General features: G+C 50.8%; 16 protein-coding genes. 10 read left to right on the top strand and 6 right to left on the bottom strand.

Translation table 11 applies throughout. From position 1 onward, the window contains the following. Positions 1-58: 58 nt before the first annotated feature. The gene (locus EA462_RS16290) at positions 59-1069 is read left to right on the top strand and encodes a thiamine pyrophosphate-dependent dehydrogenase E1 component subunit alpha (RefSeq protein WP_124179633.1); all 1011 of its coding nucleotides are present in this window, start codon (positions 59-61) and stop codon (positions 1067-1069) included. Beyond that, positions 1066-2058 carry an alpha-ketoacid dehydrogenase subunit beta gene (locus EA462_RS16285; RefSeq protein WP_124179632.1) on the top strand — a complete coding sequence of 331 codons (993 nt, stop codon included), beginning with the start codon at positions 1066-1068 and terminating at the stop codon, positions 2056-2058. The genes EA462_RS16290 and EA462_RS16285 overlap by 4 nt, the downstream gene beginning before the upstream one ends. A gap of 226 nt (positions 2059-2284) precedes the next feature. Here the strand turns inward: EA462_RS16285 and lpdA are convergent, their stop codons facing one another. Next, positions 2285-3700 carry a dihydrolipoyl dehydrogenase gene (gene lpdA / locus EA462_RS16280; RefSeq protein WP_124179631.1) on the bottom strand — a complete coding sequence of 472 codons (1416 nt, stop codon included), beginning with the start codon at positions 3698-3700 and terminating at the stop codon, positions 2285-2287. A gap of 301 nt (positions 3701-4001) precedes the next feature. Here lpdA and phnD point away from each other — a divergent pair, with 301 nt between their 5' ends. From phnD to EA462_RS16240, 8 genes are all read left to right on the top strand, one after another. Beyond that, complete coding sequence (gene phnD / locus EA462_RS16275; protein WP_124179630.1) at positions 4002-5132, top strand: phosphate/phosphite/phosphonate ABC transporter substrate-binding protein; 1131 nt, start codon at positions 4002-4004, stop codon at positions 5130-5132. Positions 5133-5248: 116 nt separating this feature from the next. After that, complete coding sequence (gene phnC / locus EA462_RS16270) at positions 5249-6046, top strand: phosphonate ABC transporter ATP-binding protein (RefSeq protein ID WP_124179629.1); 798 nt, start codon at positions 5249-5251, stop codon at positions 6044-6046. A 1-nt stretch (position 6047) separates the two neighbouring features. Further along, on the top strand, positions 6048-6863 hold the full coding sequence (gene phnE, locus EA462_RS16265) for a phosphonate ABC transporter, permease protein PhnE (protein ID WP_124179628.1): 816 nt from the start codon (positions 6048-6050) through the stop codon (positions 6861-6863). Next, a complete protein-coding gene (phnE, locus tag EA462_RS16260; protein WP_124179627.1) occupies positions 6863-7699 on the top strand; it encodes a phosphonate ABC transporter, permease protein PhnE in 837 nt (278 codons plus the stop codon). The genes phnE (EA462_RS16265) and phnE (EA462_RS16260) overlap by 1 nt, the downstream gene beginning before the upstream one ends. Positions 7700-7703: 4 nt before the next feature. Further along, entirely contained in the window at positions 7704-8651 is a 948-nt protein-coding gene (locus EA462_RS16255; RefSeq protein WP_124179626.1) for a metallophosphoesterase family protein, read from the top strand. Between the two features lie 327 nt (positions 8652-8978). After that, positions 8979-9632 (top strand): HAD family hydrolase, encoded by a 654-nt coding sequence (locus EA462_RS16250; protein ID WP_124179701.1) that lies wholly within the window; start codon positions 8979-8981, stop codon positions 9630-9632. Between the two features lie 270 nt (positions 9633-9902). Continuing rightward, a complete protein-coding gene (locus EA462_RS16245; protein WP_124179625.1) occupies positions 9903-10682 on the top strand; it encodes an HAD-IIA family hydrolase in 780 nt (259 codons plus the stop codon). A gap of 271 nt (positions 10683-10953) precedes the next feature. Next, positions 10954-12141, top strand: coding sequence for an MFS transporter (locus EA462_RS16240; RefSeq protein WP_165872115.1), 1188 nt, complete (start codon positions 10954-10956; stop codon positions 12139-12141). A 303-nt stretch (positions 12142-12444) separates the two neighbouring features. Here the strand turns inward: EA462_RS16240 and EA462_RS16235 are convergent, their stop codons facing one another. The 5 genes from EA462_RS16235 to EA462_RS16215 all read right to left on the bottom strand — a co-directional run bounded on the left by EA462_RS16235 (position 12445) and on the right by EA462_RS16215 (position 19962). Further along, a complete protein-coding gene (locus EA462_RS16235) occupies positions 12445-13242 on the bottom strand; it encodes an inositol monophosphatase family protein (protein ID WP_124179623.1) in 798 nt (265 codons plus the stop codon). A gap of 1215 nt (positions 13243-14457) precedes the next feature. After that, positions 14458-15750: an NAD(P)H-dependent oxidoreductase gene (locus EA462_RS16230; RefSeq protein ID WP_124179622.1), complete on the bottom strand. Its 1293-nt coding sequence runs from the start codon at positions 15748-15750 to the stop codon at positions 14458-14460. A 126-nt stretch (positions 15751-15876) separates the two neighbouring features. After that, positions 15877-17415 (bottom strand): FGGY-family carbohydrate kinase, encoded by a 1539-nt coding sequence (locus EA462_RS16225; RefSeq protein WP_124179621.1) that lies wholly within the window; start codon positions 17413-17415, stop codon positions 15877-15879. 918 nt (positions 17416-18333) lie between these two features. Next, the gene (ribB, locus tag EA462_RS16220; RefSeq protein WP_124179620.1) at positions 18334-18993 is read right to left on the bottom strand and encodes a 3,4-dihydroxy-2-butanone-4-phosphate synthase; all 660 of its coding nucleotides are present in this window, start codon (positions 18991-18993) and stop codon (positions 18334-18336) included. Positions 18994-19287: 294 nt separating this feature from the next. Beyond that, on the bottom strand, positions 19288-19962 hold the full coding sequence (locus EA462_RS16215; RefSeq protein ID WP_124179619.1) for a lipoate--protein ligase family protein: 675 nt from the start codon (positions 19960-19962) through the stop codon (positions 19288-19290). Positions 19963-20454: the final 492 nt, after the last annotated feature.

Genomic DNA, 20454 nt, shown 5'->3' with positions numbered 1-20454 from the left:
TCGCTCTTTCATCGTTCGTTCATCAAAGTTTATATGCGTGGGGCGGATTCTGATGGGTATGAGTTCGCAAGGAGAGCGATCCGAAGAGATCGCAGATCAGGAGCGAATCGACATGCTCCGAACGATGGTTCGAATCCGTGAGTTCGAATCCGTTGTCCAGAACAAGTTTGCCGACGCTGAAATTCCTGGCTTCCTTCATCTGTACATCGGTCAGGAAGCTATTGCAACGGGTGTCTGTCAGGCACTTACTGAACGTGACTACCTGACGAGTACTCACCGTGGGCACGGTCACTGCATCGCCAGAGGACTCGACACCGACAAGATGGCCGCCGAACTGTACGGAAAGGAGACCGGCTACTGTAACGGCAAGGGCGGTTCGATGCACATCGCAGACGTCAACGCCGGAATGCTCGGCGCAAACGGGATCGTCGCCGGCGGCATCCCGATCGCAACCGGTGCTGCCCTGTCGGCAAAGATGCGAGACACCGACGAAGTCGCGGTCTCGTTTTTCGGTGATGGTGCACTCTCCGAAGGTGCGTTTCACGAGTCGTTCAACCAGGCTGGTATCTGGGAGCTTCCGCTTCTCGGAATCATCGAAAACAACCAGTACGGCGAAATGACCGGTCTCGAGGAACACCATCCACCGTCTGCGTTGGACGATCTCACGATATACGGTGAGCCCTACGGCGTTACTCGAATCCAGGTCGACGGAATGGACGTCGAGGCAGTGTACGAGGCAACCCTCGACGCCGTCGATCAGGCACGAAACGGCGGTGGTCCGTCGCTGATCGAGTGCGTCGGCTACCGCTTCGAGGGCCACCACGAGGGTGACAGTCAATTCTACCGTCCCGACGGTGAACTCGAGGAGTGGAAACAGCGCGATCCGCTTTCAACCTATCCGGAGAAACTCATCGGCGAGGGAGTACTGACCGAAGATGGCTACGCGGAGATCGAAGCCGAGATCGAAGCCGAGATCGAGGACGCGATCGAGTTCGCCCGAAACAGCGACTATCCTGATCCACAGCAAGCCTATGAGGGCGTCTTCAGTGATGGAGGTGAGCAGGCATGAGCGCAACTGCAGGCGAGAGCGAAGAGTTCGCGGTTCGTGACGTGATCAACCGGACGCTCGGTGAGGAGATGGAACGCGACGACCGGGTCTACATTCAGGGGATAGACGTCTCCGGACGTGGCGGAACCTCGAATATCCTCAAAGGTCTGGACGACCGCTTTGGTACCGATCGCGTGCGAAACACTCCGATCAGCGAGGTTTCGATGGTCGGAAGCGCACTTGGCGCGGCCGCGACCGGCATGCGTCCCGTCGTCGAGGTCATGTACTGTGGGTTCCTGGGCGTGGCTGGCGATCAGTTGCTCAACCAGGTCGCCAAGATGCGCTACATGTTCGGCGGGGAACTCGACTTGCCGATGGTAATCCGAACCAAAAACGTGATGGGTGCAAACGCGGCCGCCCAACACTCTCAGGCGCTGCACCACTGGTTGGCAGCGATTCCGGGGCTGAAGGTCGTTTGTACGTCGACGCCTGCAGACACCAAAGGACTGTTGAAAGCCGCCGTCAGAAGCGACGACCCGGTGATGGTGTTCGAACACGGTGGGGTCTACAACCGGAAAGCCCCAGTACCGACTGAGGACTACCAGTACGAAATCGGGAAGGCAGCGATCGAGCGCCGCGGCGAGGACGTCACCGTAGTCGCGACCCAGAACCAACTCTGGAACGCACTCGAGGCCGCCGAACGGCTGGCGTCGGACGGGATCAGCGTGGAAGTCGTTAACCCCCGGACGATTTCACCGCTCGACACCGAAACGATCGTCGAAAGCGCCCGCAAGACCGGTCGCTGTGTCGTCGTCGACGACACGCCGCTGAGTTACGGGACCCAGTCACAACTGTCGGCAGTGATCTCCGAGGGTGCGTTCTGGGATCTCGACCTTCCCGTCAAGCGACTCGGTGTCGACAACGTTCCGATTCCGTTTAGTCCGACGCTCGAAGACGAGATCATCCCGGGAACCGACGAGATCGTCGACGAGATTCTCGACCTCGCCTGACGATCGCTCGCGCTCGACGTTCGTCACGTATCTGTCCTCTTTCGCGTCTTTGTCGCCGGTTTCCTCTCACTCCCGAGTGCGTGACTGCTGTCCGTCGCCGTCTCTCGTACGGATCGCGGTAGCACGGTGCTGACTTACGCCGGATCGTCTCACACGATTACGACCGACAAAACGATTCGATACTATTCACGGTGCGGTTTTTCACTCGTGGCCCATCGATGCTGAGCTATCTGTTGAGCGTATGGATTGCCTCGCCGCGAGCGTTTGCCGCGGCCTCCATCACGGCTTCGCTCAGCGTTGGATGCGTGTGAACGGTCGTTGCGAGATCCGCCAGCGTCGCCTCGAGGTCGATCGCGAGTGCGAGTTCAGCGATCAGTTCCGATGCTTCGGGACCGACGATCTGTGCACCGAGGATCGTTTCGGTGTCTCCATCAGCGACTATTCGGACGAACCCGTCTGGTTCGTCGAGCGTGAGGGCACGACCCGACGCGTTGAGCGGCATTCGACCGACGACCGGTTCGTATCCGCGTTCGGTCGCCTCATCCGCGGTCATCCCCACTGATCCAATTTCGGGATCGGTAAACACGGCCGCCGGCACGACGAACTCATCCAGCGTCGTCGTTTCTCCGGCGACTACGTCCGCAACGACGTGACCCGCTTTGCTCGCCGCGTGGGCGAGCATCGGCTCTCCGGTGACGTCTCCGATCGCGAACGCGTGATCGCACTCGGTCCGTCCCTGCTCGTCGGTCCGAATAAACCCGCGATCGTCCGGCTCGATTCCGATCTTTTCGAGCGCGAGCGTGTCGGTAACGGGCTCTCGGCCGACGGCGACGACGACGTGGTCGGCGTCGTATTCGAACGACTCTTCACCCTCGTTTTCGGTCGTGACTCGAACGCCGTTCGGGGTCTGTGTCGCGTCGCTTGCACCTTCTCCAAACCGGAACGTTATCCCGAGCTTCTCGGCCCGCGAACGGATGGTATTCGAGATCTCGTCGTCGTACCCTGGGAGAACGCCCCCGAGCATTTCGACGACCGTGACGTCCGTCCCCAGCTTTGCGAATACCGTCGAAAGTTCCATGCCGATGTACCCCGCACCGACGACGACGAGCCGTTGTGGCACCCGCTCGAGTGCGAGCGCGTGCGTCGAGGACAGCACTGTCTCGCCGTCGAAAGCCATACCTGGGAGCTCGATAGGCCGTGATCCAGTCGCGATGATCGCGTGGTCGAACGAGAGCCGATCGCGCTCACCACCCGTCTCGATCTCGAGTGTTCGTTCGTTGACGAACGATGCGGTACCCTCGACCAACGTGACGCCGCGTGCGCTCGAGAGTTTTTCGACGCCGTTGGTCAATCGATCTACGATACCGTCTTTCCATTCGACCATCTCTTTGAGATCAACCGCCGCTTCTGCGTAGACTCCCATCTCTTCGGCCTGCCCCGCGTCGTATGCGATATCCGTTGCCGTGATGAGCGCTTTCGACGGAATGCAGCCGACGTTGAGACACGTCCCGCCGTAGGCGTTCTTCTCGACCAGTGTAACGTCGCGCCCGTGCTGTGCCGCCCTGATCGCAGCGACGTACCCTCCGGGGCCAGCACCGATCACGACGACATCTGTGTCACTAGAACCGCTTTCAGAGGTCATACTGTACTCGAGTATTCGCGGGGACGGCTTAAAATTACTGAGTTGATCTTGTCCTCATTTGGCTGGGTACGACAATAATGGTACTAATTTCTAACTGAATTCATACAGATTGTGAGTTTTGATGTGCACCAATTTACCGTGGCATCTATACGGGAATGTCTCTGCCTATTGAATCTACGGAACATAGTGCCGGATGTATCCAGACCAGTTATACGAAAAACATTTTAGATATTATGGTCAAAGAAGGGAGATGGAAAAATGGGATATAGTTATATACCTATAATTCATGTGGTATAGATGGATGCCAGTTAACAACAGACGAAGGAACCTATTGATGGGTACCGGCGCAGCGTTTATGAGTGGACTTGCAGGATGTGTTGGTGGGGATGACGATTCCGGAAGCGGTGGTAACGGTGACTCGACAGGGAACGGTACTGGAAACGGGGGTGGCACAGAGTTCGAAGACTTTGATCCTGATAATCCAGTGTTCCCGCAGATGGCCCCGACGCTGCTTGATGAAGGCTTCGAAGTTGCCAACATAAACGAACTGGATAATTTTGAAGAGCGTGATGAGCCGCGGTATGGAAATCCACACCCAGAACCACCGGAGAGTTCCGATGAGTGGATTGATCCAGACACGATTGTCATGTCGCTCGTACCCAGCGAAGATCCTGGTGTATACGAAGACCTGATGGATCCAATCCGAGAAAACGTTGAGGCTGAAACCGGCAAAGATACTGAATTTCACGGGCTGACCTCCTATGCTGCACAGGTCGAAGCAATGCGTGCAGATCGGCTTCACACGTGTGGATTCGGAACGGGCGCGGTTCCGTTTGCAGTGAATATGGCGGGTGCAGTTCCGTTTGCAATTCAGGTCGCTGAAGATACGTTCGGATACAAACTGTGGGTAGTGACCCAGGCAAATAATGATGAAATCAATTCACTGGATGATTTAGAAGGCAAGAGCGTTGCCCACACCGACCCTGCGTCCAATTCCGGTAATTTGGCGCCGCGTGCGTGGTTTACTGATGAAGGGGTGGAACCCGATGAGGACTACGACGTTGAATACTCCGGAAGCCACGAAAACAGCATTCTCGGAGTTCAACACGGCGACTATGAAGCCGCACCAGTTGCCAGTACTGTTGTAGAGCGAGCCTCGCGCGAGGGGGCAGCCGATGCTGATGAGCTAAAAGTCGTTTATAACAGTGTCCCCTTCGTTACAACTGGATTCACGTACAAGTACAACCTTCATCCAGATATCCGTGAAGGAATTCGAAATGCGTACTTAGAGTACGATTACATGGACACTGAGCTGGCTGAATACTACGATGGACGAGGCCGATGGGTCGAAATCGATTATGCAAGCCACTGGGACGCCGTCCTGTCTATACAGGAATACAATGAAGTCGAATACGTAGAGGACCAAATATGATCTCGGGACTCAGACTATCCCATGCACTGACTAGGTAGTAGCGGCACGTGAATCGCGCGGTGTGAATACCTTTAAGTATCATTATCGATAAGCACCCATAGATGAGGTAATAAAAAATGTTAACAGTAAACAATTTAGAGAAAGTTTATGACACAGGAGATCGGGCCCTAGATGATGTATCGGTAGAGGTCTCTGGTAACGAGATTGTATCGATCATCGGTCCCAGCGGCGCAGGCAAAAGTACGTTTATTCGCTGTATAAACCGTCTCACGGAGCCAACATCGGGAGAAGTGTATCTGGACGGAACTGAAATCACTTCCCTCTCTAAAAACGAACTTCGTAATACCAGGCGTGATATGGGTATGATATTTCAGGAGTACAATCTCGTCGAACGATTAACTGTAATGGAGAACGTATTATCTGGCCGTCTCGGATACGTTGGAAACCTCAGTTCGATTCGTCGGTCGTTCCCACAAAAAGATATCACTGAGGCGTACCAGATACTCGACAGAGTTGGTCTTGGTGGGCTGGAGAATAACCGTGCTGACGCACTCTCCGGTGGACAACGCCAACGGGTCGGAATCGCCCGAGCGGTTGTACAGCGACCTAAAATAATGCTGGCGGACGAACCAACGAGTAGCCTTGATCCTGAGACTTCTCACGAAGTGATGGAACTCCTAACCGATATTGCGGATGAACGTGATATTCCTGTCTTAATTAATATTCATGAGGTCGATCTAGCCCTCGAGTACACTGATCACATTATTGGATTGACGAACGGATCCCTCTCATTCGAAGGCACTCCAGCAGAACTCGACGAAGAGGCTAGAGACACGATATACCGTGACGGCAAATCCCGAACGTCACCGGAAACGGACCAACCAACCGAGGTAACGCCCCACGAGAGTACGTAATATGTCTACTGATAATGAACTCTCGCAAAATAAGAGCTGGGAACGCCCTTCGTTATTTTATAATAAGTTTGTAAAGTACGTTGTCTATCTCTCGATTCTCCTATTTTTAATCTGGAGTGTGTGGGAGCTCAGGATCAGTTTCGAGAGGTTTATAGCTGGAATCGAAAGCAGCCAGATGCTGATTACTGAGATGTTCCCTCCTGATTATGGTGACAGCACTCGTCCGCGAATCTGGAGTGGAATCCTCGAGACGCTTGCCATGGCCGTTATTGCGACGGTGATTGGGGTTGGGATCAGTATTCCAATCGCGTTTATCGCGGCTGGGAATCTGGTACCGAAACCGGTCTATCTATTTGGCAGGTCAATAGTAATGATTTCGCGAGCATTGCACGAGCTTGTGCTCGCGATTGTTATTGTTACTGCGGTTGGGTTTGGACCGTTAGCCGGTATACTTGCACTCACGATTGCGACACCTGGATTCTTCGCAAAACTTCTCTCGGAGGATCTTGAAGACATTGATGAGGGCCAGATAAATGCTATTCGAGCAGTCGGTGCGTCGCGGTCTCAGGTAGCAACCTATGGCATTCTTCCGCAAGTGATGCCACGTATTATCGGTCTCACCGTCTATCGAATGGATATCAATATTCGTGCCAGCACCATTGTCGGCATCGTCGGTGCTGGTGGTATTGGAATGACACTGATGCTCTCGTTCGATACGTATCAGTATGATTTCACCCTTGCAATTTTGCTGGTCATCGTTGCAATCGTATTACTCGGTGAAATGTTCAGCGCATGGATTCGTAACAAGGTACAATAATGTCTGAAAGTAGCACACCCCACAACGCCGGCCAACAGGACGATTCACGGAAGCATCGAGAGTGGAACCGCTTTTCACTCAGACAACGTCTGACGCGTTTTCTGAGCCTTGCGGTCTCTTTGATTGTTGTGATCGTGTCATGGCGATTTTTGGACATGAACTTCTATTATATGTGGACTGCGTCTGCGACGATTCAGGATCTGCTCGGACGAATGTTCCCACCAGATATTGGATACACCCACGAGATCATGGGCCCACTGATTGAAACTATCAATATGGCTATTGTGGGCACGATACTGGCGATTTTGCTTGCGTTACCTGTTGCTTTTCTCGCAGCGAGAAACACAACACCCAACAAAATCACGTATGGTTTGGGAAAATTCATAATCTCGTTCACTAGATCTGTTAATGTCATAATATGGGCATTGATATTCGTGGTGGTGTTTGGTCCTGGTGCTCTCTCAGGGGTTCTTGCGCTTGCTATGCGATCAATCGGATTCGTATCTAAGTTATTAGCTGAAGCAATCGAAGAGATAGATCCGAATCAAGTAGAAGCGATTGCTGCAACTGGTGGATCTAGCTTTGATATCTTGGTTTATGGAATCGTTCCCCAAATTAAACCAGCGTTCATCGGCGTCGCGACGTACCGGTGGGACATAAATGTAAGGGCTGCAACCATCCTTGGATTAGTCGGTGCTGGAGGAATTGGAGTCCAGCTAAACACGAGCGTAAATTATTTCAATTGGGATGCGGTGCTTACGATCTTGATTGCAATTCTAGTTATTGTCGCGATCAGTGAAGTTGTCTCTGCATATTTCCGGTCGAAGACTACATAACTCTATGACTGTTCACGATTTTCCGGACGAACAACCTGGCCCAGTACTTGCAAAGTTACGAAAGCCACGATCTCAACAGTTGACACGCCTTGCTTTCGTCGCTGATATCCATTTATCAACAGATGGATTCGGAACTAGCAAAGTGTACCATAGAACTGAAGAGCTATTCGAAACACTGATTTCGGACATCAATGCAAGGGATGTTTCCGGCGTCGTATTTCTTGGTGATCAGACCCACGATGGGCGTCCTAAAGAATTTGATTTGTTTGACACGATGGTCGAACAACTTCAGTTTCCTTGGATTTCACTCCCTGGAAATCACGACGTCCCCAAAGAACACGACGAGCACAGGTCGCTTTTATATACTGAATTCAAGCGGCGATATACTCCTCGCGGTGATGGATATCCGTTCGTGACTGAATTCAACGAGACCAGTGTGATTTCTTTGAACAGTTCGTGTACCCCAGATGGCTGTCTCAGAAATACGGCGTCGGGAAAAATCTCACAGCAGCAGCTAGATTACATCAGTGGCCTCGATTTGGACGTTTCTCGCACTATCGTTACACTGCATCACAACCTTTCTCTACTTCCTGAACATACCGTTGACTACCCCTGGAATCAGTTCCAGATAGAAAATAGAACCTCTCTTGTTGATTCGTTGCCAGCTAATTCATCACCTTTAGTGGTTTCGGGCCATCATCATCTTCCAGCGGTTACCAATACGGAAAATTACCTGGAACTAATCGCACCTGCAGTCTGTTCGTTCCCACAGTCTTACTTACTGGCAGAGATCTCCTCAAGGGGTACAACAGTCTTTCTCGTTCCATTATCGGATCGTGATGAGATCACTGAGTCGTATTGGTTTGCCAAGAACGGTAGCGTTACTTCTCAAGGTAGTTTGGAGATGGCTTCTAATCGTCTTGGGCGTTTGCCCCTTCTTGTCGAAGAGTAACTCACGCATGCCACATGTTTCTATCCTATAATATATAAAAAACATCACGACCATATCGGTTCACAGACGATAATATGAACCGACTTTTTTGTTAAAATAGGGGTATAAGCAATCATGGACTGCCACTGATCGTTGAACACACTGGCCTCAGTGAATTTAGTAGCTACGCCTCCGGTTTTCACCTGATTGATCGGTCGGCTTAAAGTTCGGGAAACGTTGTTTCGGTTGGTTGACGTACAGATGTACACTGATTGTGATTTTTCTCTCGAGTTCATTCTGGTGGTTTCTATAGAAACATTCATCACTGGTGAACTCGTTGAAATTGCTATGGTTGAGACTGTTATATTTGACCTAGATAACACGCTTGTCGTGTTTGATCGCGATAGGAACGCTCGCTTAGCTGCGACTACAGATGAGGTTGGTGCACCCCCTCTAACAAATGAGGAATATTTGAGTGTCCATAAGAAATATTTAACAAATGAAACACGCGAGCCAATTTTTGCGGAACTACTTGCGGATCAGGATGACATCGATCCAGCAGCAGCAGCAGCAGCATACCGTGATGTGACGGCTGAAGCCATACTGCCCCTTGATGGCGTGGTGGCTATGTTAGAAGAACTCTCTCATGAGTATTCTATTGGCCTATTGACAAATGGTCCAGAACGCGCTCAGCGTGAAAAGCTTGCGACCCTGGGTTGGGATAATCTCTTTGACGAAGCTTTGGCAACAGGCGAGATTCAAAGCGGTAAACCTGACTCCCTTTCTTTCAAAACCATTCTAAATGAATTAGCTGTAAGTCCGGAGGAGGCGGTCTACGTTGGTGATAGTATTGAATCCGATATAAATGGGGCAACCAATGCTGGTCTTCGCGCGATTCAGGTGCTCTATGACGGTGGCCCCGATCCACACTCAAGAGCCGCCGGTCACGTTGAACAGAATCAAATTGCTGAAGAGTTACCGAGTTTAATCAGTACGTTGTAGTACTGGGATTTCGTGCTATTCTGGATAGCACGGTTATGCTGATTACTGTAACGATTCGAATGCTGGTGCACAGCTGTCGTGCGATCTGGTGTATACCGACTCGCAGAGACTACTGTACCGTACGATGTGTTTGCGAGGTAGCAAACTTCCTTTCTACTGTTCATCTAAAGACCATCTTAACAGTAATATATACTCTCACCCTTCTTTACATATTGCTGCTGCATACCCATCCAAATCATTAAGTCCCGGTAAAAGAATTGCACACATCACATGGACGGAGCTATTATAGATTTAGATGGGACAGTGTATCGTTCCAATGAACCGATTCCTGGTGCTGTGAAGGCAATCAACCGAATGCGATCATTTGACCTCGATATCGTCTTTGCCACAAACTCTTCTACAAAATCAATACGCACGTGTGTAGAAAAGCTAGAAAGTATGGGTGTGTCGACCAATCGAAACGAAATCCTTACCAGCGCATCAGTAACTGCATCATATGTTTCTGAGGCGTACTCAGATGCGGTTGCGTTTGTCATTGGAGAGGACCCTCTGCGCGATGAATTGTCCGAACGTGGCGTAGCGATAAGCTCAGATCCTTGTGATGCTGAAACTCTCGTCGTTGGAAAAGATCGTTCATTTGATTTCAACACATTACAAATGACCTTAAACATTCTTGACACGGGTATCCCGTTCATCGTTACAAATCCGGACCGTTCTAGCCCAACCGACTCTGGTATCGCCCCTGGAACTGGTGCTATTATTGCAGCGATTGTCGCAGCATCGGGCCGCGATCCGGATATAGTCGTCGGAAAACCCAACGAGTCTATGGCTAACATAACATTGGACTCGGTCGACTCGTCGCCTTCGGAATGGCTTGTTATAGGGGATAACGTTGATACAGACATTGCGATGGGCAAGCGCGCGGGAATGACAACTGTGTTAGTCCAAAGCGGTGTCGACAACAGACGTGTTGAGCGGAACTCATCGACTTTGCCTGATTACATCTTGGATTCATTGGGATCGATCAACGAGGTACTTAATTCTCACTGAATATATTAATTTAAGGGTGAAATAGTATGATCTTCTTTGTGCGCATTCTCTCTCTATTCATCTGTTCCCCGTCGAGTGTAACCCCTCTCAGTAAATTATGGAGTTGTTTCATCCGTTCAGGTCCACAGTGTGGTGGTCGGTGCCAATCCCGAGATTCAGATAATAGGCTCTTATATCCAAAATTCCACTATGTGTATGTCCGAAGACGATCCTGTGCGTGCTCGATTTCGATTTTATTACTCATATGACTACTGAACGCTCTCGTTCTGGTGTGTCGTATGCTGATTTACTAACCAATAAAAACTTTGGGATTATCATACTAGTATCAGTGTCTGCTACAATCGGAACTCTTCTGCCTCCTGCGTTGCCCGGTCTTGCTACTGGATTGGGGGTCTCTGAAGGGACAATTGGGTATGTTATTACGGTGTACAAATTGCCTTCGATTCTAATTATTCCCGTAGCTGCAGCCGTCGCTGATATATATGGTCGACGAACTGTTTTGCTTCCGTCTCTCATTTTATTTGGTGGTGCTGGGACGATCATGTTTTTCGCACAGTCTTTCTCCACCCTTCTTTTTCTTGCTGTGGTCCTTGGAACTGGAGCAGCTGCAATCTATCCGCTAACTGTGACCCTCCTAGGTGACTTCTTCGAGGGAAGACAAAATTCTGCTGGGCAAGGTATACGAGTGGGTATGATCGGATTGGGTATGATTTTTGTTCCCGTTGCAACTGGTTATCTAGCAGAAATTAGGTGGAATTATCCCTTTATTCTGTTCCTTTTTGTCTTTCCCGTAGTTGGGATCGTTCACTTATCCCTTTCCGAACCACTACCAAATAAAATAGACGAGCGTACTCTTCGTTCTGCCGTTACGGAATACGCCTGGACAATTCGGAAGAAAATATCAGAACCCTCATTGGCAATCCTGGTCTTCGGTGGATTCACTCGAGGTTTTACTAGATATGCACTGGTGATCTTTGTTCCACTTTTTGCTGTTAGCACTCTCGAGGCATCCCTGTTTCAGGTCGGACTTTTGCTTTCAATTCCTGGTGCTGTCTACGTTGTGGCGTCCCCGTTTTCCGGCGAGTTGCTCAATTGGTTCAAACGAAAACAGGTCTTATTCGCCTCGTTTTTTGTCTCCGGATTCGCGCTCTTTCTTTTACCGTTCGTGAACAATCTATTCGTCTTGGCGATTTTAATCCTTTGTCACACCGCTGGTGATGCCGTCCTCGACCCTGTGATGAAAGGTACTGTGACGTCTCTAACGGATAATGAGCACAGAGCTGGTATCGTAAACACATTGTATGTGCTGAAACGAATCGGCCAAACCACAGCACCAGCAGTTCTCGGTTTCATTCTCGCCACTTTCAATTATTCAATAGTGTTTGCTTCATCAGCCGTTTTCGTCGGCATATATTTGCTACTGTTCGCTTTTTTATTCTCAGATACTGTCCTAAGTTGATGCATATTGGTGTAATTTTCTTTCGTGTCTGTACTGGTGTTCATATTATATGGCCAACAAACGTTGGTCTAGTTCGGTGTGATCGTACCGCACCATACTATACTGCTGGTACGGGCGGTGATTCAAACTGTTACTTCGCCTGTTGATGCGTTCTCTATCAGGGGGAGAATGTATTTACAGGAATCCCATCCAATAGGCGTACATTTAGCTATTGTGTTATAATCAGGTCCAAAAAGGTGTAAATAATTCTAAATATAATACGAATCTATGTATCGTAATATTACGAGATTAGTAAAATACTTACTAATGATGGGTGACGGAAGATGTGAACAATCTTGAAAGCTCCGTTTGAATATTACCGTTAGTTGCAACTACGTGCAAACTGTCTCCCTCGTCTGTTTCGAACGTCTCAATGGTCCCACCTGCTTCTTTTACCATCAACACTCCTGCTGCAATATCCCACGTGTTTAGATACGGGTGATAGTATCCCTCAATCTGGCCACTCGCCACCATCGCTAGTGACGCTGCTGCTGATCCAAATCTCCGTATTCCATGTGTAGTGTTAACCACTACTTGCAAAACTCCCAGTAGCTCTTCATCCACTATGTGTTTCGAGAGGAAACCTGTTCCAATAAGCGACCTCTCCCAATCTGTTTCTCCAGATACTGTGATACGTTTGTTGTTGTAATATGCTCCGTTTCCATTAATCGCACAATAGGTTTCGTCCGTTGATGGACAATACACCACCCCTATCTCGGCTTCCCCGTCTTTTTTGAATGCGATTGATACTGCGTAAAACGGAACACCGTGATAATAATTTGTCGTACCATCGATCGGATCGATTACCCATCGTTTATCAGATTCCCCCTGTACACCCTTTGTTTCTTCTCCAGCGATCGTATGATTGGGGTACTTGGTGGCAATAATGTCAATAATTTCTTTCTCTGATTGTATATCTGTTTCTGTAACCAGATCTCTCCGAGACTTGTACTTGAATTCTGATTTAGCGATGTTTCCACAGTGCTCGTTTTGCAGGTCTCCCACGCTTTTCGCTGCAGTAATAGCGGTCTTCAGATATTCATTTTCCGGCAAGTCGTCCATGTGTCTATCACTATTTCCGTGGCATTATAGGTTACTACTGATGTGGTACCTGTGGTGTCGTTTTATCTCATCAGTATGTACCTATCGACTTGAATGGAGGTGTATTTATAAACTCCGTGAAATAACACCCATCGTCTAACTTCAAAACAAAGAGGGCGTCATACAATGGCTCTCAATCAGAATATTCCAGGTACTGCGATGAGACTTTAAATCTGAGATGGCGTTTTTAGGGAGTGAAGTGTAGAACGAGACCCACATAATCACCAGATGGGGGGTGTGAGACGTATTCTATGACACCCTGAAACAAATGATAGCGGTTGGTGGTAACAGTCTGAACGGGTTATCTTTTCAGGTAGCCTTTGACCCGGTCTAGAATCCCGCTACGGGGACTACGAAATCGGTCACTCTTCCAGGCAGTATCACCTTCCAAATTCACTCCATACAGTGGCTCTGCATCATCATCATTAGACATATAGAGCCGGAATTCTTCATCAATTTGAAATCGAATTCGATGTATGTTTGACTCTTGATTATCGTGCTCGGTAACCAGGCGACGATCTGGCAAATAGTATATATATGTTCTGCAGTCTGGTTCCATAGTTACAACTGCGGCATATTTACCGTCGTCAGACATATCGACTACGGCGATGTTTGAACTGTACCGCTGCGACATCAACTCGTTCGATCTTTGATCATAGATCAGTATTATTCCATTTAGCCGTCGGGGATCCCCCCTGTCTCCGACAATGGTAAACCCGTTGTTCGCGATAGCGCATCTGTGAGGATGCTTTAGCTTAGTAGTCGAGTGTATTTCTCCATTTTCGAAAATAAATAGGCGTTGCTCAGAACGGGTCTTAGAGAGTCCAAATGCTGCCATCCAGTCTCCACCTGGAGATGAAACACACCGACAATTGTACTCATTGCCATCGAAAGAAACACTCTTAGTACTCGAACTTTCGGGACTTACGCTCTTTTTGACCCAGTTAAAGTCAATTGGGTCGGGTGAATTTTGTCTTTTTCGCAGCCACCGTTTCATCAGTATCTGGTGCTACTTCACAACCATAGTATATAAAGGATTCAATCGCCACTGAAAGTATTCTGTTTTCTGAGTATACGCGATCGAACTGTTCCGCGACAATTATTTACCAGTACACCATCCGAAATTCGACTCTACGATCACCTGATTATTGTTCTCATTGCTGATGGGAGCTAATATTATAACTCAAAGTAGGAATCTTGCAATTTCCGGAGGTGGAGGAGTTCCGAGTCTTGTAGTTCCACGTCGCTGTACTGGATTGGTTCACCCTGTTCGACATCTCGTCTTAGGGTTGCTCCCCTGATAAGGCTGATTGGGACCAAGTCGTTTTCAGCAGCGGTATTCGCGTTTTCTGCAAGCCCATAGACAGTTTCACCGCCGATTCCATCGATCTCATCGCCAGAAGCCAGATTTTGCTTGGCTACCGAAATGGTATCCACGACTGGTTCCTGTGGCACTAAGTTGGCGTCGCCATGGAGTTCCGCTCGAGCAGCGCTAAGCAATGGTTCGATTGTGGGGATGTGATACGACCTGTAGAACACGTAATTCGGGCCGGTACCCAGCTTGAGATACTCGAGGTCGTCTTGAATGGTGTCATCTTCTGTAGTCACAACGACAAACACTCCCGGTGCGACATTTCCACCTAATGCATAGTCGACAACCCCATTTCGCGAGAGGATTCCACCTTCTCCTGTACTCGAAAAAACGTTCGCGAGATCTTGTACATCATCAACTTCGGGGCCATGGAGTCCCCGTTTATCGACTGAAAGTCCCGTCGCGTTCGCAACCATGGTCATCTCCAGCATCGAGTTCGTTCCGTCGACGAAAGCGGTGTATATCTCTGGATTCAGCTTTTTCTCTTTTGCTTCTTCGGCTACCGCTTTGGGAGTTGCATTTCTATCTAGTGAATTGTTCTTTCCTTTTCCCGCTGCAACCACCTCGAACCCACAACTTTTAACAAAATTATATAGCTCCAGAATTGCGCCCGGTTCATCGCCTGCAGCTCCGCAGTAGGTTACGCCCGTTTTTTTCGCGAGCATACTCAAATACGGGCCAACTACGGCATCTGCCTCGTCAGTGAGCATTACGACGTGTTTTTCGTTGGTAATCGCTCGCAATGCAATCTTCGCTCCAATATGAGGGACACCTGTCGCACAAATAATGACGTCGAGTCCGTCAAGTTTGGGGAGAATAAAGCTGTCAGTCGTTATTATTTTGCCATTTGCTTTCAGTGCGTTCCTAGCTTCATCAACGGTTTCGACAGTCCGAACTGCTTGTTCGTCGTGACCCATCGCGTGCATCGTATCCCAGCTACGCTCGAGGTCAATGTCTGCAATGGCAGCGATCTCGATTCCACGGAGTCGCTCGGATGTAACCGAGATCGATTGGCCCATTCGACCGACTCCGATGATTCCAAGTCTGAGAGGTTCATCTAGTGATTCGAGTTCCTTATACAAGCTAGTCGTCGACATACACTCCGATTTCCGACCATAGCTAATTAACTTTTCCCCTTGTTACTCATCTGAATAGATAACGAATCGACAGTTGACTGATGACGTATTCGAAATTAACTCATTTGAATAAATAAGAATTACCGTTCATTGTTCACTGGACAACGTCGCTAATTGGTGCATAGAATTTTTCATTGAGGGGTATAGATTTCGATAGACAGCATAATAGTCGTCATACGTTTCGTTCGCTTCTGGGTCTGGTTCTGTTTTGTTACTGACCGTAACTTCTCCTCTCAGATCCTCTACACTACCAATAGTTTGCGTTCCAATCCCTGCCAGATACGCACCTCCAAGCGGTGCACCCTCCGATTTGGCAACATACTCTTGGGTAGTTCCCGTAATATCACTGACGATCTCACGCCACAGCGGGCTCTGTGCGCCACCGCCGATCGCACGGACCCGGTCGACCGGGACGCCTTCCTCTCGCATCGCCTCGAGGTGATGTCTGAACCCGTACCCCACACCTTCGAGTATCGCTCGGTAGACATGTCCTTTCGTGTGCGAGAGCGTCAAACCGGTGATCGTCCCACGAGCTGACTCGTCGGTGATCGGTGTTCGTTCTCCACTGAAATACGGTAGCAATAAAAGTCCGTCGGAGCCGGGATCGATCGCCGCTGCTTGCTCGTCGAGTAGCTCGTAGGCCGATCTGGTGTCGTCCTCGAGTTGTCGCTCTTCGAAGGCGAACTCGTCTTTGAACCAGTTGACGATGGCACCTGACGTTGCCATTCCACCTGCGGCTGTATACTTTCCTTCGAGACAGTGTGGAAACGACCACAGTCCCTCGGGTCGGCGCTCTTCGTCCAGCGTGGTAAAGATGACGCCGGTCGTTCCGTACATGAATATCGAGTCACCGTCGTCGACAGCACCGACGCTAACCAGCGAGGCGATGGCGTCACCGGTTCCGACGATCACCGGTGTCCCCGCTGTCAGTCCGGTCGCCGCTGCCGCATCCGGTGTCACATGACCTGCGATTTCGGTCGACCACTGCGTCTCCGGCAGCAGGTCTTTCGTGATGCCGAGGGCGTCGATCATCTCGTCGTTCCACTCGAGTGCTGTCGGATCGAACAGGGGGTGGAAGTAGCCGGCGATGGCGTTGTCCATCGTGTAGGTCCCCGTCAACCGGGAGACGATATACCCCGTCGCATCGAGAATTTGATCGGTCTGCTCGAAGCGTTCGGGCTCGTTTCGTTTGTACCAGAGGATTTTGGGGCCGACCGATTGGAACGTCAGCGCATTTCCACAGACGCCGTAGATCCGCTCCGTCCCGATTCGTTCGTTGAGGAGTTCGATCTCGTCGGTCGTTCGCGTATCGACTCCATAGAGGATCGCAGGCCGAAGTGGATCGCCACTCCGATCGACGGGGACCATCGCAGCGTGCAGTGCGCTGATTCCGACGCCGGCGATGTCCGCTGGATCGAGGCCACTTCGCTCGAGCAATCGGGAAGACAGGTGGACGACGTCGGCCCACCACATCTCGTCGGCGTCGTGTTCTACCCATCCTGGATTCGGGGTGAGCACGTCGTGTTCTGTCGACTCGGAGACCACCGTGTTCAACTTTCGATCGACGATGACGCCGGTCGACCCGGACGTTCCGACGTCGATTCCCAGAAGATATTGGTTCCCCATCGTTGGTTCCCTGCGTTTCGGTCAGTTCATTATAACTATTTCGGAGATTCGGGGCTCAGCTCACACGGGTTCTACGTTTTCGTTTCGAAACCGAGCCATCGAGATACTGTCCTCTCATCGGTATCGAACGTTTCTCCATCGGGTGTGTCGTCGGTCCACACCAGCGATTGCGTACTGGTCACTCTGTCGCAGCTCATCGTGGCTCCTCTGACGAGACTGCTCCCATCGCTCGACACGGCTCGATGCGGATCGTTCGTTCAGTGTATTATTGTATACACAACTTTAATTCTGATAGCTGTAATATATGTTCTGTGTGGGTGTATAGTATCGATAACACTCTCCGATATGGATCGACGTCCACTACCGACGTCGCAGCTGGCGTTCCGAACACCGGGCACTGATTCAGGACTCCCGACTCATTCCGCGTATCCGTTCGCGGGCGAGCTCGTTCGGCAGACGACGGAGTGTGCCCGCCGTTCTGTCTCAGGGTGTCGCCAAGGCCCCCGGAATCGGCCTGTCTCAGTCGTTCACTGATCCGACCGCCGATGTTGAAACCGTTTCCGTAGACTATCTCATTACATTAGTACATGTGTAATAAGCTGATCGACCGTGTTCTGCATAACAGGAATCTCATTCTGCTTGATGGAACCTCGTGGCGGTCTCGTCGGTTGAACTATGCGGGGGTGGCTTCTCGAGCCGATCTCAATATCAGCGTGGTCGTCCGGCACCGTCGCTCTCCGATACCGCCGGACCCTCGGTACCGGAAACGAGAGACGTTCTCGTTCGATAGTCGTGTAATTCTAGGAGTCCAGGCGATACCGGCCTTGACTGGTGGAGTTCGCGTACCTATTCGTCGTCGGTCCGTTCGGTACTTCCAGCGTTCGATACCGTGCGGAAAATCTCGTCTCGCGGGATCGATTACCGCTCGCTCATATCAACGTATACCAGTTCTTCGGACGCCGCGTAACGCTTCGCAGCAGCCGGCGACAGCGCTCCTCCAGTTTCGTCGTCTAACATTTCACAGACGACCGCGACGGGAGCCCGATTCGCTTTCGCCGTGAGTGCGATTGCAAACTCCGTATGCCCGCGCCGATCCGCGAGCAGGTTCGGCGCAGCGCGAAGCAACTGGACGTGACCGGGCGATCTGAACTCTTCCACGAAGGCCTCCGTCGTTGGATCAGCGGCGAGAGCACCGAGTCTGTTGATCGTCACTGATCGGTCTTGATCGGTAATTCCGGTGAACGTGTCGCGGTGATTTACCGTGATCGAAGCGGCGGACCGGTCGTCGTACTTGAGCTCCTCGCTGGCCGCGACCGGATGATCCAGCGTGTCTCGCGCAAACGGAAGCTCGAGCGCCGTTGCGACGGTATCCGACAGTGCGACACAGATCAATCCTCCAGCATCGTTTCGCAGTCGTGTCACGTCCTGTGGTTCGACAGTAGCTGCCGGATAGATGATGTCGACCTCGTTTTCCCGATCCGCGCTGTCGTATGCGAGGATTGGATTTCCATTAGCGAACGCCGTCACGGCGTCTGCGAGCTGGTCAGTCTCGATTTCGAAATCATCACTCGCTGTCATCTGTCACCTCGATCGGAGAACCTCGCTCGTCGCGTTTCAACTGAATCGAGCGTGACCGCCCGCTGTGCGTACGATCGGCTCCATGCTGAGTGCTGATCGACCATACGACACCCTTCCCCGAAGCATCGGATAAGCATATCGAATTCGTTTAGCATTCCACTAATGGAATAACGAACCCACACCGTCGACACCACTCTTCGCGATTCGTCCACAGTTCGAACCGTGAACGTCCTCATCCACAGTCGACGGAGCGAAATGCCGTGCCTGTTGGCGATCGTTTCTGTCACCATTGAATCATACCCATTCGATCGATGGACAACTCGTTCCTGTCAGTGCATCCTCGAGAACGCTTCGTACGACGGCTGGATCGGTTTCGCCACCGGCGCGTGCGAGGCTCCCGACCGACTGTGGATCGAACGGTACCTCGAGTGCGTCGTACACCGGTGAGAGCACGCGTGCAATTTCTCCGTGGTCACGGACGAGTACGATTCCAGAGACGAGAGCGGCGTCGTTTCGCACTCGTTGGGCGATACCGACGAGTTTTCCATTCGCGCGAAACGAGTGCGTTCCGGGACAGAACGAGTCGTCCGGTTCGCCACGCCTGGCGTCGACTCCGAGTTCGACGAGTGCTGTGCGAACGTCGCTACTGGTCGATTCGTATCGCTCGTTGAGACCGGTTCGAGGGTCATCGATCGGCACACACCGAGCGAACGCGACGGTCGTTCCGGTGTGGGCGACGGCTCGACCGCCGACGGTTCGTTCGACGGGCTCGAACCCTTCCCGGCGAGCGATCTGACGCGCACTGTCGTACTGCCTCGCGTTTGTGTCACGCCGCCCGAAGGCGACCTGACGGTGGGGGTGCCATACTCGAACGACGGGCGTTCGGTCGTGAGCCGTTCGCTCGAGTAAACTGATCGTCACTGCCGTGTCCGCTTCGAGAGATTGTGTCTCACCGCGAATCACTCGCATGGCTGTGGATTCTCGGTGGAGTGTATTAACATCACGCTTGATTTCCCTGCCAACCAGCTTCTTTTCAGAGATAACATATCAAGTATGTCTCGTAGAATATATTCTATATATGACATTCCAGTAAAGCTATTTGAGTCGCTTCTTCGGCTGATCCATTCTCGTCGCCAGTGATTGGTAATGCTGCATACAGATTACTTTTGCTTGTCGCTGTGAGCTCGTTTCCGGTCTGATATCGGCCGATAACCGATATTCGTTGGGTATTTCGATACCGTTCCGCTCAGTTCGGATTTTATGATGGGCCGCTTCCAATCTCGTTCCGAATAGCATTTGAACCGCTTTGTAGACCTTGAAAGGTCTGATCACCCCTGTTCGCAATCTGATCGCGTCCGCAGGGACCGTCACTGTTTTCCGTTCGTGCTACTCCTCGATACACTCAAAAAATATCAAACGTAGAAGCATAATCTTTCAATTATAGATTTTGTATACGTGACC

The organism is Natrarchaeobius halalkaliphilus, from assembly GCF_003841485.1.
In the GTDB taxonomy this organism is placed as follows: Archaea; Halobacteriota; Halobacteria; order Halobacteriales; family Natrialbaceae; genus Natrarchaeobius; species Natrarchaeobius halalkaliphilus.
Note: the sequence above shows the minus strand (reverse complement) of the source record. Positions and strands in the feature narration are given on the sequence as shown.

Coding starts and splice junctions, on each gene's coding strand:
- EA462_RS16290 (WP_124179633.1), top strand. CDS start 59: ATGAGTTCGCAAGGAGAGCGATCCGAAGAGATCGCAGATCAGGAGCGA.
- EA462_RS16285 (WP_124179632.1), top strand. CDS start 1,066: ATGAGCGCAACTGCAGGCGAGAGCGAAGAGTTCGCGGTTCGTGACGTG.
- lpdA (WP_124179631.1), bottom strand. CDS start 3,700: ATGACCTCTGAAAGCGGTTCTAGTGACACAGATGTCGTCGTGATCGGT.
- phnD (WP_124179630.1), top strand. CDS start 4,002: ATGCCAGTTAACAACAGACGAAGGAACCTATTGATGGGTACCGGCGCA.
- phnC (WP_124179629.1), top strand. CDS start 5,249: ATGTTAACAGTAAACAATTTAGAGAAAGTTTATGACACAGGAGATCGG.
- phnE (WP_124179628.1), top strand. CDS start 6,048: ATGTCTACTGATAATGAACTCTCGCAAAATAAGAGCTGGGAACGCCCT.
- phnE (WP_124179627.1), top strand. CDS start 6,863: ATGTCTGAAAGTAGCACACCCCACAACGCCGGCCAACAGGACGATTCA.
- EA462_RS16255 (WP_124179626.1), top strand. CDS start 7,704: ATGACTGTTCACGATTTTCCGGACGAACAACCTGGCCCAGTACTTGCA.
- EA462_RS16250 (WP_124179701.1), top strand. CDS start 8,979: ATGGTTGAGACTGTTATATTTGACCTAGATAACACGCTTGTCGTGTTT.
- EA462_RS16245 (WP_124179625.1), top strand. CDS start 9,903: ATGGACGGAGCTATTATAGATTTAGATGGGACAGTGTATCGTTCCAAT.
- EA462_RS16235 (WP_124179623.1), bottom strand. CDS start 13,242: ATGGACGACTTGCCGGAAAATGAATATCTGAAGACCGCTATTACTGCA.
- EA462_RS16230 (WP_124179622.1), bottom strand. CDS start 15,750: ATGTCGACGACTAGCTTGTATAAGGAACTCGAATCACTAGATGAACCT.
- EA462_RS16225 (WP_124179621.1), bottom strand. CDS start 17,415: ATGGGGAACCAATATCTTCTGGGAATCGACGTCGGAACGTCCGGGTCG.
- ribB (WP_124179620.1), bottom strand. CDS start 18,993: ATGACAGCGAGTGATGATTTCGAAATCGAGACTGACCAGCTCGCAGAC.
- EA462_RS16215 (WP_124179619.1), bottom strand. CDS start 19,962: ATGCGAGTGATTCGCGGTGAGACACAATCTCTCGAAGCGGACACGGCA.